8 protein-coding genes are annotated in these 14,994 nt (G+C 44.2%); 1 reads left to right on the top strand and 7 read right to left on the bottom strand.

What is annotated here, in order from left to right:
- The first annotated feature begins 13 nt into the window (after window positions 1-13).
- Window positions 14-625, top strand: a complete 612-nt coding sequence (locus AY607_RS06605) for a DUF4124 domain-containing protein (protein ID WP_064102174.1) — start codon at window positions 14-16, stop codon at window positions 623-625.
- A gap of 33 nt (window positions 626-658) precedes the next feature.
- On the opposite strand, the gene AY607_RS06600 is transcribed toward AY607_RS06605, so the two are convergent.
- The 7 genes from AY607_RS06600 to AY607_RS06570 form a co-directional block, all read right to left on the bottom strand.
- Entirely contained in the window at window positions 659-2,629 is a 1,971-nt protein-coding gene (locus tag AY607_RS06600; RefSeq protein ID WP_064102130.1) for a hypothetical protein, read from the bottom strand.
- Window positions 2,630-2,703: 74 nt separating this feature from the next.
- Window positions 2,704-5,226, bottom strand: a complete 2,523-nt coding sequence (locus tag AY607_RS06595; RefSeq protein ID WP_064102129.1) for a hypothetical protein — start codon at window positions 5,224-5,226, stop codon at window positions 2,704-2,706.
- Between the two features lie 2 nt (window positions 5,227-5,228).
- Window positions 5,229-6,554: a hypothetical protein gene (locus AY607_RS06590; RefSeq protein ID WP_064102128.1), complete on the bottom strand. Its 1,326-nt coding sequence runs from the start codon at window positions 6,552-6,554 to the stop codon at window positions 5,229-5,231.
- Window positions 6,547-9,117: a hypothetical protein gene (locus AY607_RS06585; protein WP_064102127.1), complete on the bottom strand. Its 2,571-nt coding sequence runs from the start codon at window positions 9,115-9,117 to the stop codon at window positions 6,547-6,549. Before AY607_RS06585 ends, AY607_RS06590 begins: the two co-directional genes overlap by 8 nt.
- Window positions 9,118-9,120: 3 nt before the next feature.
- The gene (locus AY607_RS06580) at window positions 9,121-9,762 is read right to left on the bottom strand and encodes a hypothetical protein (RefSeq protein ID WP_064102126.1); all 642 of its coding nucleotides are present in this window, start codon (window positions 9,760-9,762) and stop codon (window positions 9,121-9,123) included.
- The gene (locus tag AY607_RS06575) at window positions 9,734-10,906 is read right to left on the bottom strand and encodes a hypothetical protein (protein WP_064102125.1); all 1,173 of its coding nucleotides are present in this window, start codon (window positions 10,904-10,906) and stop codon (window positions 9,734-9,736) included. Before AY607_RS06575 ends, AY607_RS06580 begins: the two co-directional genes overlap by 29 nt.
- Window positions 10,903-14,994 (bottom strand): hypothetical protein, encoded by a 4,092-nt coding sequence (locus AY607_RS06570; RefSeq protein ID WP_064102124.1) that lies wholly within the window; start codon window positions 14,992-14,994, stop codon window positions 10,903-10,905. Before AY607_RS06570 ends, AY607_RS06575 begins: the two co-directional genes overlap by 4 nt.

Here is a 14,994-nt window from a genome sequence, read left to right as displayed (position 1 = left end):
GAGGGATAACATAATGTTAAAAAAAGTGATTTTAACGAGTTTGATATTGGGGTTTTCATTTTCACACGTACAGGCCAAAAACTATTACAAGTGGGTAGACAGTAAGGGGAATGTCACCTATTCAAGTAAGCCACCCCCATCAGGTGCAAAACAGCAAAAAATTGACACCATAAGATCACTTGGCACACCTCCTGCACCACAACGAGCCTATATGCCTAAACCTTCTCCTGGTAACTCAACAAACTATTCTGCACAGCAACCAAGCCAAACATACAATGCGCCAAGACAACCTGAACGCAACGCAGAAGATGAAGCTTTGCGTCAAAAAATTATTAAAGAAGCAAGCACACCTTATAAGGGTTCAAAAGGATTGACTGCTAATCAGCGCAATACTTTAGCTGCCATGTCAGGTGTAGACGTACCAGTTGCTAACTCAAACTCAAGAAACTCCTATTCAGCACCTATGCCTCCTCAGACACAAGCACCAACGCCAACACATATGACTAGTTGTGATGGATCTGGTTGTTGGGATAATCAGGGCAACCGCTATAATGGAAATAATGGCACTTATTATAATAATGGTCGTATGTGCCGAGATATTGGCGGACAGATGCAGTGCAATTAACAAAGAAAAGCCACCTAAACGGTGGCTTTTTATTTAAGGAATCGGTACATATTCCCCATTAACTACATAGGCTCGATTGCCATTGGCATCTTGAACCACCTGGTAGTTTTCAAATTGCTGTGCCGACTGACCTTGGGATTGTGTTTGAGTTAAAGGGTCAATACTCTGCCCTGTCTTATAATTAAACAAAACTTCACCTCCAGGCTGAATTACATTACCCTTGTTATCCAACACTTCATCACGCTTAATCTTAATGTAAGGATTACTTGCTTCTTTTTCTTTCGCACCAGTTAAACGGTTAATACGCTGCTGGATAGATTGGCGCTGCTCATCGGTCTGAGCCTTATCATACATCTCATTCAGTTTTTCAACACGCTCTGCCTGACGAATACCAAAACCTTCCTTTTTCTCACTCAGGTTTTGTTCACGCGCTTTTAAACCAAAATTTGCATTGAACTGCTCACCATCCTGAGCAAGGCTGGCGCCATGACGCATGTTCTGACCATCTTCGCGCATACCTGTTTGCAGGATGCTTGCAGCGTTATTGGTGTTGTTGTTCTGAACACTGGTCATATTATTGGCATCAGTGTTATACATTTGCACCGCTCGATTCTGATCCCCTTGATTCAATTCAACCAGTTGAGCACGCTGATTTGTGGTCATACCACGCGCACCTTTAATTGGGGCACTGATATCACGTACCAATTGACGACGCTCATTTACCTGTGCATCTGTCATTTGCGGCCGATCTGGGTAACGCAAACCAAAACCCTGCGGATTCATCTGCTGTCCCATTGCTGCCTGAATCTGCTGTTCACTTGGTCCCATCTCTCGGGTGTTGGCCATAAACTTCGCCACACCTTCAGGATCTCGAGCCTGACGATTAATTCCACTGGCCTGCAATTCAGGAATACCAGCGGCTCGGGCCTGAGATGCCGCACCAGGATTGGCATAACTAAAGCTATTGCCATTCTGTTGAATTGCATAAGGATTTGCTGCACCAGATGGTGCTTGGTTACTTGCAGGTGCGCCATACATAGCATCATTCATTTGGTCGTTAAATGATGGTGCTGGTGTTGCAGCTGCTTGCTGTTGTGGTGCTGGTGTTGCGCGTGTCGCATCCCGCTCTGCACGTCGTTTGGCAATGTCTGCCATATTTGCATCGGCATCTGCACGGGCTTGGTTAATTTGTTTATCGGCGAATCGGCTACCCAGCAATCCAAAACTTGCCGCATTACCCACATCGGTCAGCACACCTGTCGTACGAATTGCAGCTTCTGCCAGTGGTCCACGATCTGCATTACGATCCAGCCCCATACGAGTTGCATAATCTTCTGTCGATGTATTCAGTCCAGCTGCTGCACCACCTATGCCTGCACCTGCGACGTGGAATTTACCCAGACCCTTGGCCATATTTGCGGCTTTTATCCCAAAGCCTGAACCCGATGCTGCAGGTGATGCTGTGCTCGGTGCACTTGTTTGCGGTTGTGAGGTACGTGTTGCAGGTAATTGTCGTTGCTCTGGTGTGACATCGCGCATTTGTGGGCCAAGACGCGGTTGCTGACTTTGTCCGGCTGTTTGTGTTTGTCGGGCTAACTGCGCTTTACGCACTTCATCTGCAGAAGGATATCGGTTCTGTACCAATCCACCATCCCGAAAGAACAGCTTTGGCTTTTCACCTGGCTGATCCATGATGGTTTGTGGCAAGCCACTGGGTGTATGGGTTTGATCTTTCATTTGATCCAAAGCCTGTGCACCGACTGCATGTACCTGCTCTGGTGTCATTTCAAACTCACCATTACTGACATTTACATCTAGTGGTTTACCCTGACCAAGCTGCTCTAAATTTTGTTCACCAATTTGAGCGGTTGAATCTGCCGGCATGATGTAAGTTCCATCTGGAACAGTTTTTTGCACATCATCAGACGTACCTGTACCTGGTCCCTGAATTTTACCGCCTTCTTGATTGGGCTTTTTCTGCCCTTTTTTTAAACCGAAGCTCATAAAAAAGCCCTAAATCTTATTTGATTGGTAAAAGATAACCATCAGATAGGACTTAAGGCGAACCCTAGAGGGCCTTAATAGCTATAGTTGTGGCTTTCGCTCTTAGATTCAGACTCACTGGCACTGTAGCCAATTGAAGTTGAACCACTACCACTAATACTAGCTGAAACGTGCATAGCAGACATAGCACCTGCTGCAAGCTGTGTATTAAACTGTGCAATACCTTTCATACTTTCAGCTGCAAGTTCAGCTTTCTTGACTGAGTGGCTTAAATCGACCTCATATTTTTTGATCTGCATTTCAGCATAAGCCAGGTTAGTCCGAATATTCATATCAGCATAACGCGCCTGGGTTTCTGCATTGGCAATACCGGTACGCATTTTCATATCGGCAAAACGGGCCTGAGTATCTGCGTATGCCAGATTGGTACGCAAATTTAAGTCAGCATACTTGGCCTGAGTATCTGCATTGGCCAAGGCTACACGTGTACGAGATTCAATATAGCGGTTGTAAATATCACTGTTGGCAATCGTGGTGCGCAGGGATAGATCTGCATAGCGCGAATGCGCTTCTGACACGGCGATTGCAGTACGTGAGCGCATATCAGCAAAGCGTGACAAAGTATCTGAATTGGCAATACCGACCCGGATTTTCATTTCAGCATACTTCGATAAAGCATCTGCCAAAGCAATCCGTGTACGTGAATTAGATTCCACAATATTGCTTTGTGTATTCATCTTTTCAATTGAAAGCTGAATTTGTGACTTCATTGCTTCCAGGTTGGCCGTATATGCTTCGGTTTCAAACTGCAGTACTTTCGACTGTGCATCCATAGATGCGCGATAGGCTTCGGTATTGGCCTGAAACTCTGCAATTCGTACACGTGCCGCTTCCAACTTCATATCTCCTTCTTTCATCTTGATATTGGCTTTAGACGAAAGACCTTCAATAGTGGTGGCATAGGTACGTGCCAAAGATTCATAGGCTTGGACCTTGGTACCTTCGGCCTTGATTTGAGAATCAAACATTTCCACCTTGATCCGCTCTGCCCCAACCTGCTCACTGTATGCTTGCACTTCGGTTTTGTAGGCATCAAAGTGGCTTTTTACCAGATCAGCACGTGCGGTTGCGCCTTGGATGAGTGCTTTATACACATCAACATTAGACATGACTGCATCAATTTTGGCTTTAAAAATATCGACGGTCTGTTGGTTAATCTGACCAATGGCAACTTGCGCATCCACCTGAGCCCGAAACGCCGTGATCTTGGCAATGGTTCCTTCAATCTTGGTTTTATATACATCGATCATCGATTTAAACGCATCAGTACGCGCATTAAAAATCGAGATTTGTGCATTAAATAAACTCAGTTTACTTTCGACCTGGAACTTGGCTGCATCCATGATGTTACCGACATAAGCAATCCATAGGTCTTGCTTTAACCGTTCCAGGGCAATACCTTGCTCGGTCAAGAATCGGATATGTTCAAGCTGCTTTTCAAAGGACTGAATCATAATGTCACGATTCAGATCTGCCGCTTTTAAACGTGCATCATCTCGGATGGCATCGATCTGCTTTTGGGTCGATCCTTGCGGCAGGCTATACCCCCGACTGGCCCACTGATCAATCACCTCTTGTACAGCACGTTCTGTTTCACGGTTATTACGTTCACGAGCACGATTGAACAGTGCTGTTTCAATATCGACCGGTAATCCTGTACCCGATGCTTTACCTTCCATCCAAGCGCGGATTTCAGCAACCAAAGGCTGAATCGCATTGTCCTTGTTGTGGCGATGATAGTCCGTTGTAGCAATGCTCTGTGCTTGTTGCATGATGCTATCAATATCGCTGGGTAGCTCTACGCTAAACTCAGGCGGCAATTCATCAAATACAGGTAGTGCTTCTGGCTCATAGGTCGGCAAGGTAATGGCTTGCAGGGCTTCCATTTCAGGCAATACAATTTCAGGCGCGTCAGGGATCTCAACACTGCCAATATCAATATCTGGCCGCACTGGCAAATCAAAATTACCCAAGCTTGGCAATGTTGGGAAAGTTAAAATCGGGTTTTCAGGTGCTTCCGGCAAATTCAGATCGGATAAATCCAGCCCATTTAAAAGTTCTGATACATCAATATTGACTGTATTACGGCCAATATCCAGACCAGTTAAGCTGAGTTGTGGCAAGGTACCAATTTCAATGTTGGTGTCGATTTCAGGTAAAGAAAAATTAGTGAGTTCTGACGGAATCTCAATATCATTCTGCATGATGGGTGCGTCAGGCAAATTAATTTCAAGTGTAGGAATATTGGGTGATGTGAGTGCGGCAGGCCGTTCAATATCCAGATCCAAAATATGCGGTGCAGGTGCAATCACATTGAGTTCAGGTGCATCTGGGGTATCAATCGGTTGGTACTGCGCATTCTCAGGACTTGGTAATTGCGGAGCACTTTCAACCGGCTCTACAGTAACGCCAGATAGTGTGGTCATGGCGTTGCTCATTTCACCTAGTAGCTGATTACTGCGTCCTTCAAAGTATTTCATCTTGTCCTGAACTTCAGCAACCGCCTGGTCAACGACATTCAGTGTAGGAATCATCATGGTTAAATTCTCCGTTTTGTTTTGGTTATGTTCACAACCATGTCGTTGATATAGGCTGTCGTGCCTTGAATATTGACTGAAAACTCAAAATGCCGACCACGTAAGCCACGGCCAAAGATCACCCGGCCATTGGTTAAATAATCGCTAGGCTCATTTTTGAGTACATAGTTAAATGTTTGTTGGTAGCCGGTTTGAGTGGTTCCTACATCGACCGACAATTGACCATCTAAGCTATATTCCAAAATCATGCTTTCAGGATGCACCAATGCACCGGCACCTATATCCAATTTTGCAGTTTTGATCTGCGCCGTAATGCTTTGTGCACCTTGCTTGAGTTCTTCAATGCCATCGGCCGTAACACCATAAAGTCGGCCAGCAATCACAATCAGTTCTTCATAAGGGTAATCATAGTAGCGGCTCATGTTCCAGCCATCTGCCGTAGTGGTCCATGCCCCGATAATCTCTCTACCGTCCTGGTATTCATCATTCAGGAATAACAACTCAGTCACACTAGAGGATGCACGTTTAACCCCTTCAATGGATTCTGAAAAACTTAAACTAGATTCTGCCAGGCTTCGCACTATTCGTTGCCCTAATACCTGATCTGAAAACACCAGGCTTTCAATCACCAGTTCAATCGTGTCTGAAAGTTTCTGAAACTCATCATTAAACCGGATCGCATCTTCAACCGTGTCACTGACAATTCGTACAGCACGATCATGCAGTTTAAAACTGTCTGATACCTGGCTATGGACAATGTTATGTTGTTCAAGCTCTTGGCCAAGTCCTAGAGTTTCAACAATCAGAGTTTTTAACTTGTCACGTGTGGTATCTGAGAGCACCAGGCTTTCACTGATTAGATCTTGAGAACGTGTCAGGGCATGTAAGCTATCGCCTAGCTTTAGCCGGTCACTGATGTTTTGAAATGCTGTCTTGAAGGTGAAATGAGCATCAGCCACTTTAAACGGATCGATGTGTAGCATCTTATAGCTCACCTGCTCCACTTCGCCCAGGCCAAGATCCTCAGTGATCAGTTCGGATAGTTTTACAAAGCTCTGATCAGCCAGGATAAAACATTCTTCAATCAGCTGAAATTTGCGTACAGAGTGGATTACCTGATCAGCGAAACCAAGCTCACTGTCTAACCGTCCTTTACGGCGTGATAAATCCTCATCCCCTAGCCGGATGATTTCCTCTACATTGTGTCGAACCTTGCTAAGTATGGTTTCAGTGAAAGAAAAGTTTTCAACATCACCCGATGTTATTTTTCCAAAGGCATCGGAACTTAATACAATTGTTTCTTGAGTATCATCACGATAACTACTCATTGATCACCCCGATAAAGTGGTATGCGCGTGAGTGGTCCACCAGGCTTGTATAACCTCTATACTTCCACACACCCTGGTTGGTTTCACTGATATTGACATACTCAGACTGGCCTAGAAAAACCCTACTGCTTGTACGGCTCATACCGAAACCGTATTGATCAGGAGAAGCTAAAAAATATCGTTCATCAGGAATAGTCGTCTGCAGTGTGATGTTAAAGTCATTCACCATCCACTTTAGACTCCCCTTCGGATCTGCGTTCTTGGTAACTGAATTACCGTACTCATTAACTTTTGGCGCACCACCACCGCCGCTATGAAGCCACTCATTTTTATTAGGGTGAATTAACCAAGTCATGTCGTATGGCATACTCGGTATCCATGGGCCTTGATCGGCAAAATCTGAACATGGCCCTGGGTTATAATCCTCTAACTCTACCCACACTGGACTACCATCTTTAGGTGAAGGCTTACCGGTTTGCTTGGATAACGGTGTATTCCAGGCAAATACAAAATCATAGGTCCAATAGCGATATGAGTATGGATCACGGACAGAAAGTAATTTCTTGCTTTCAGAATCTGTAACTTGACCACCAGTAATCTTCGTTGCATGTAGTACCGTGCTTGTGTTAAACATCGGAATAAGTACGGCAAGGTTAATATTTGTTCCTGTAGTCCTCTTGCTCTTTGTTAAGTGCGTAAAATAACGATTACGCCATAGGCTGCCTTGCATAGCAAAAAAGTGTATGAAGCTGAATGATGGCTTACTGTCATAACCTGCATCCTCACCCTTAACTGTTGTTTCTATAAGCGACGGCGAAACTTCATCACGATCATCAATATCCGTGGTGTAGAAGTGCCCTGCAATGGTAGTAGTACCAGTTGTTTCATTCTTAAACCACGATCCAACCGTCATACATTCTTCATAGTCTGTTTCGACTTTTTTATAAAAAGATTTCGCTGTGTAGAAATACTTAACGACCTTTAAGCTGTCATTGTCATAATAAGCGTACATGACCGTATCACAGGATGCTGACACGCCTTTTTCAAGTGAACTAAAATCAAACGATACACACAAACCAACAGGATAATTAGGGAATTTAATTTGTGGCTGAAACTCAGGCTTTGCCGGATGAAATAGATTGCCTTTGTAGATTTGATTTATATTTCCATTATGTGCGGCCATCGGCTCACAAACATAATTATCCCAATAGTTAATTTCACCCTCAATATTTGGCTGATCACTGGCCCTTTCAAGCAAAATAGATTGCGGTATGTTACGCAGTTTATATTTTAAGGTGCGCGATAAACTATCATTTCCAGATAATCCAGAAAACAGCTTGGCCAGATACATGCCTAACCGTTGTTTAGATTCATTATCAAGATCATCACCTGGCGTAACCTTATCTGTGCCGTAATGATTAGTTGCTGACGTTAATTGAAGGTTTAGCTTGAAAGTACTGCATTCAATAATGCCAAGCTCGTTATAGCGGTAAGCTGTATTAAAAGCAGCATAACCTCGACTATGGAAGGACCAACCACGCGCAGTAAATATAGGTATGAGTTGCTTGAATTCAGAGTTATCGCAGATCTCAATAATCACACCGGCACGATGCCACTGATTAAACTCGGTTGTATCTTCTGGAAATCCTTCACCCGACGGCATAGCACCAAATGTGTTTAAAATCTCTAACAGTTCCTCATCACCAAGTTCTTCTGCATATTCATAAAAAATAGGATCGGCAGTTAAGGGGATAATGGGAAGTGGCATCGCCCACACTTTATGATCAACACGAATTAACCAGGGTTTATTCTGATCGTCAAATGCAACGCCATCTGTCTTTGAAGCAGCATAGTGATACTGAAACTGACCATCTTTGGGTGGCAATCCTGAATACCCAGGCAATCGAATTGCCTTGTATTTATCCATATACAAAGCTAACAACCTATCGGTAAGTTTGAACTGACAGCGTTCAATCGGTTTTTCAGGGAGTATTTCAATATCCTGTATTCCATATCCACCAACAAACTGAATCAGCTTGGCCATAGATCCGCTATACCAACCAGGATTATGCGCAGCGTATTGCGTTCTTTTGAAAACAGATGGGTTTTGTGGCATAAACTCATGGAATTTACTATTTTGATCTACGACAAATCGTTGCAGTTCTAGCTGTTTAGGGATGCTTTGATCTATTTGACGTTGTAGCCTTCGACGACATTGTTCTGTCACCTTCATTACCACACCATCGTCGGAACCTTCACGAACAATAGCCTTCTCAATCACACCACTAAAAAACATCGGAATGTAGTGCTTAACCAGTCCATCATTGATGAATTTGAATTTTTCAGGCTCTTGCTTGTCTGCAATGACACGAAATAAACCGCCGACATGCTGAACGATGAAGTAACCGCCATCAGGCAGATCATAAACCTGCTTTAAGTTTTCGAGTTGAGCTGCGTCTTTATAAGTAAGAAAGCGGTGAATCTCTGAATAGATACGACCTGTATCTTGATCAGTGAGTTCACCGCTGATTACATGCAGCCCATAAGGAATAGGGCCTGTCATGTTTTACACCGTTGCGCTTAGGCGATAACCAATTTCATAAACATCACCACTTTGGAAAGTACGCGCTACCGCATACTTGCTTGCAGAAATAAGCGTACCTGTGGTACCGCCTTTGGTTGAGTTGGTGAGTAATGCCGCACCGGTGACAGTTAAGGTTCCTGATGTTGCAATGGTCAGTTGTGCTGCTGCTGCCATGTTGTCAATCGAATTACCATTGGTGTCTACTGGCACCCATTCAGGACGTGTGGCATTGGTATAGCCTTCGGTACCGCTGACAATTTCACTTGCCACTGCTGCAAAGTTTGCTGCTGTCCAGGTTGGAGCCGGTGCAGTAGCACCACCAAATAGTGCCAGGAAGTATTTTGCGGTTTTTGCTTTTGCACCCAAGGCTACATTCAGGATATGGGCAATCCCTTCGTTTACCACCAGGTTTTCATTGCGCTGCCATTCACCACCATTGACACGATCAAAGTATTCACCCTTAAAACTGATGCCACCGAGCTTATTAAAGGTGATTTGATTGCCATCTTCGCTATATTCACCACGCGCTAATGCACCTAACAGTGCGTCTTTATTTAAATTTTCCATTGTCATGACCGGATAGTTAAACCAGTCTTTACTGTAGAACAGTGACAATCCGATCATCAACCCTTACAGACTGTCCACCTTTTGCGGTGATGCCTTTCAAAGTGTTGGCATGTACTTCAACCAGATTTCCAGATGGTGTACCAATGCAGTAACCATTTTCAGCCAACCACAATACCGATTCTAAACCTGCAGATAATTCCCCAAGCAAATCACTATTGACACGTAAAGCCGTACCAGGCACCGGAGCCTTTGCACCAGTCTGCACCAGGCGCAAATCTCTAACATCGGAACCACTTAAAAAAACCACACTATTAGATTGACCAACCCAAATACCGGATTCAACCGGCTCCACAAAGGTCACACGTTGCGGCAAAGCAATATAGTCGTAACGCTCATCACATAGATGGAAGTTTAACGCCTGGGAAAAGTACAGCATGTTTTTATCTGCAGTCAGCAATCGACCACGCCATAACTTTAAAAATTTACCGGTACGCATCGGGGAAAGGTGCTGAAACTGTGCTGCACGTGTCAGGTCTTTATCATGGTTTATGGTCGTGCTTGCGCTACTTGCCGGCAATGTTTCGACTTTTAATAGTTCGGATCCGTTGCGCTCTGTCATATAAACCGTGACGTGATCTGCATCACCACTGTAGTTGTAGGGCAAAATCAGTTCAATGCCACCCACACAATCCACCGTAATCGTATCGGATAGACCGGATTCACGACCATTCTTAGACCAGGAGATCGCTAGGTTATAGGTACCTTCGAGCAATGATCCTCTTGAAACCTGGGCCATCGGTGCCGGTGGTGTACCAATCGTCAGCTTTTCCATACTGGTACCGTCGAATTTATATAGATCCGTTGCATCTGAAATCACAATAAAATTGTTCACGACCTGATAGCAGACTATCCCCTGTAACTGAATACCAAGGCTTTCGTGTGACCAATCCACCGGATTGATTTTGACCAATTCACCATTTAAGGTACCAAAGGTATCGCCGTGTAATGGACTGTTCCATAAATTTTTATAGGGTATCTCTGTAGCAATGACACCGGTTTCGCGCAGCTGCACACGACCGCTTGAACTAATGTTGACGTTTACAGCATCACGTAGCTTAACAAACGGTTCACGACCGAAACTTGACATGCTCTCATCATCAGAAACATTATCAACACCACGTAAGGGAGTTAATCTTTTCATTTTGGTCCACCTTTTCTATATTGATCTGAATTGCCGTCAGGTCGAATGTAATGTGTTTTTAAACGAATGTTTGGAACACCGTATGCTGTAATGCCAAAAGCTTCTGCCTTAATTTCTTTAGGTTCGATCACCACTGGTTTTTTCACCAGTGTTACTTTCATGCGGCCTTTGAAGTTTGAAATATCCATTTCACTGATAAAACTGTCAAAGCCTTCAACAGTCACATCACGGACACGTAAACTAATCGTGGTATCACCAAACACCTCAGCATTAAAGCCATCAGGGATAGTAGGCATCGGACGACCGACCCATAAGCCTTGTGGTTTGTATGCGGTATCCCCTGATTTTCGTGCACCCATTAAGGTTGCGAGATAACCCTGTGGCCGTATTGATCGGTGAAAGAACTCTACTCGCTGTGTTCCAAACGTGTTGGAATTAAAACCGCGACCAGTTAAATACTGTGGCCCATAATAGATAGACGTAACCACTGGCCTACCATATAACGCCTGATTTTCACTGTCATATTGCTCAACAAACTGAGGGGAGCCATCTAAAAGAACGTGCCACCCCATACGGAATGACAAAAAACCATTTGGAAGAATGTAGTGCTTACGCAGTATTACACTAGGACGACCAATCGAAAGTTCATTCCCTGCGGTCACAGTCAGCTTTCGATGTTGTAAGGTGATTCTCACCCGACCAAAAATCTCACCGGGCGGTGCTAAAATACCGTTATCGTTGATATAGTTAATTGCACGATTAACAGGATGGTTTTTAATGGCCTGTGGTGGGGCGTTATTTACTGCATAAATCGTATGCGGTGATAATCTTGGCATTACTTTTTCAAATTGCAGTAAGTCGCCCATGGTTGGCACTTCAATCACGCGGTTTTTTAGCCCAATAGTATGATCACCAATACTAAATTCCTGAATCCCAGGATGAACTAGGATACCGTTAGACTGGATATGATGACTACCGAACAAGGTGGCCACATAGCCTTCAGCAAAAATCACATTGCTTTTCACATTTGGACGAGTAACCTGATACTCAGGAATCTTAATACCATCCCCTTCAAAAGCATCTGGACGCTGCCCTTCACCTGCCCAATCTAAAGTAATGGTCTGCAAGCTATAAGGCGGAGCACCGGTACGCACTGCTTTGTGCAAGCCAAATTTAAAGGCATTAAATCCTGAAATACTGATACTTCGATTACGATAGGCAATATTTACTCGCCCCAATAGTTCAGCCCCATAGCCCTCTACTGGCAAATGTCGCCACTGTGTACGCACACTGGCCAATCCTATCACTTCGCTATTATTGCCGCGATGCCTAAGCTCAGGCGTGACATTGCGCACAATAGGATCACCAAATAGCTCTCGATGTGTCCACCGTGGTGTAAAGGTATTCCACTTGATATGTAGTGAAGGACCACCAAATGCAGATAAGTCTGGACCAGGTGGATCAATGTATCGAGTATATAAATCGACCTTAGGCAATGGCATATAGATCGGTGCAATGGAATAGCGACTTTCTATAGATAGCTTGCGAATACGAAAGGCGATCATTGGTACACCAAATAGCATGGATTCAAATGCACCGACCCACCGGTATTCGCGCCGTGTATTTACAACTGATGGCCTACCCAAGTATTCATGCTTGTCACCAGATACCAATATCTGTGCTGCGGCGTTATACACACGGCCCCAACCTGATAGATAGGGCACTTCCATACCTTCTGGGTTAAGGTGGCGCACACGATCAGCAATCATGGCATTACCGATAGCGGTATGGTTAATCCCTTTGGTGCTTAAAGGACGTGCTTTATTATCAGTCTGTGTATAACCCTGACGTGACGCATCATAGCCAATTGCTTTAATTTCACGATTTCGATTGGCAATTGTAGTCCACTGACCAAAATCACCAGGATTAAGTCCATCACCTGAGTCGTAATTATGTCGAATGTACTGGCGTTTATTCCAGATAGATGCGGTACCGTAACGATCTGAGGTCTGAATGCCAAAGGTTAAGAACCCTGTAGCACGTACCCATCTTGTATGCAGTTCAATCTTATGCTTTTCAGTAAATCCTTGCGCATTAAACCCTGTACCGTAAAGTCCCTGATTTTCAGGAACGATACGTGTACCAAACAATGAAGCGATGTATCCGGCCGGATTTATAAACTGTGTGCCGCCAACAATATGATTAGTTTCAAACTCACGATATATGCTTGTTGCTAGGACTGACCGAACCTTAAACCAAACAGTAGGCGTGGCTACACGTGAAAGGTCAGAACCTTTTTGTAATAAGGTACGCAATCCATGCTCAATTTTTGGCTTACTTGGCTCAATTTCTTTAATACCAACCGGATTAAGATGCCGGTACCGGAACCAAACAGTAATGTCGCTCTTAAAAACTAATGAATCCAATGCACCGGCAAAAATAAAACGACGACGATTACTAATTGTCGTTTGTCCAAATACCTGACTTAGGAATGTACGTGGGAATAGTTCTGGCGGCTTGGTTAGAACGTGCCGACCAAAGCGATCAATTTCAGTAATGCCGAAACCACGTGCATTGATCCGCCGTATACGTTCACTGACCAAAGCTAGGCCAAAGTCTGCACTGTTCCATGATTTCGGAATAAGCGATGGAGTTTTATTAAAAATGACATTGTTGCCAAATAAGGCATGATCAAATGATTGAGCGTGAACAACAATTAAATTAGAAAATATACTCGACCAATTACCATAATCTGATTGATCAGATCCAGTTACTTGAATAAAACGGCGTTTATTGCGTATCGCAATATCACCAAAAATGCCACCTGCGATAACTGTATTTACACCACTGACTCCAACCTTTTGAGTTGGATCAAACACCTTGGCATAACCGGATTCAAATGCTTTAACAAAATCAGGTTTTAGATAACGTGGACTATGTGATACCCATGCTGTACCGTAGCTATCGGTGACAAACCCCTTTGGAGATGGATTCCGCTGAACCCAAGGCGTACCAAAGGACCAGGCCAATACGCCTTTAGGATATAAAATTTGTGGCGATACGTTTGGTTCTGGTGGTGCAATCGGTGCAATACCACGTGAAGGAGAATGTAAATTTACAGTCTGATTTGCACGAGTATTAACAACTTTAGGGCCTGGTATAGTGGGTGCGGAAAATCCACTCACCGTGACGGTTTTTACACCACCACCCATAAATGCTTTACCAAATAGCTGCGCGTCATACGGCCTGGACAGTAGATACTGGCGTAAATTATAAATGACAGGTTTGCCGAAAATCTCACTGACAAAACTAGCCGGTTTAAGAATATTAATTAAACCTTCAATTTTTGGTAAGGGTACGGCTCCCGGATTAATACCGCCAGGCCGGATCAGCCGCGCATTATTGTTAAGACTGGCTTGACCAAAAATATCCGCATTAAAACCCAATGGAGCAAGATATTCATATCCGTTCGATAGCCGTGCCGAACCAAATGTAGCTTCATTCACACCGATGACAGCAATATAACTATTGACGCTTGGTTTTCGCCATACGCCGTCTAGCATACCCTCGTATGAGCTATAAGCGGTCTTTCCTACCCATGACGCATCGAGCACCCATTCAGGATAAGCGTATTCCCAGTAATGCAGTGCATAACCATCACCTGGCAATAGTGCGTCAAAGCCATCGGCGGTGATAAATTGTTGTCCTAGTCTTAACTCATGCTCACCAACTAGGTCTTCATGGATGCCGGCAGGATAAAGATAAGTAACATCAGACCAACCACCGGAAACAACCGTAAAAGAACCTGCGTAGGAAACAGCACCTTGCCAGGTTGCATCAAGAAAACAGCTTGCTTGCACATACTGATTAGGCTTGGAGATTGTCGGAACGCGACTAAATTCCAAACCATTAAAACCGCTAGGGTAAACCATTCCATTTCTAAGCGTAGAAACAGAACCCATCCCAGATGCTTGTATTGGCTGAACGTCAATATGCTGTGCTGATGCTCCCCATCGGGCATTAACACCACTATAAGGAAAAGTGTAACGATGAGCACCTACCCACGTCGCGTTCAGAATACCGGCCAT

The organism is Acinetobacter sp. SFA, assembly GCF_001647535.1.
Lineage (GTDB): Bacteria > Pseudomonadota > Gammaproteobacteria > Pseudomonadales > Moraxellaceae > Acinetobacter > Acinetobacter pecorum.
Note: the sequence above shows the minus strand (reverse complement) of the source record. Positions and strands in the feature narration are given on the sequence as shown.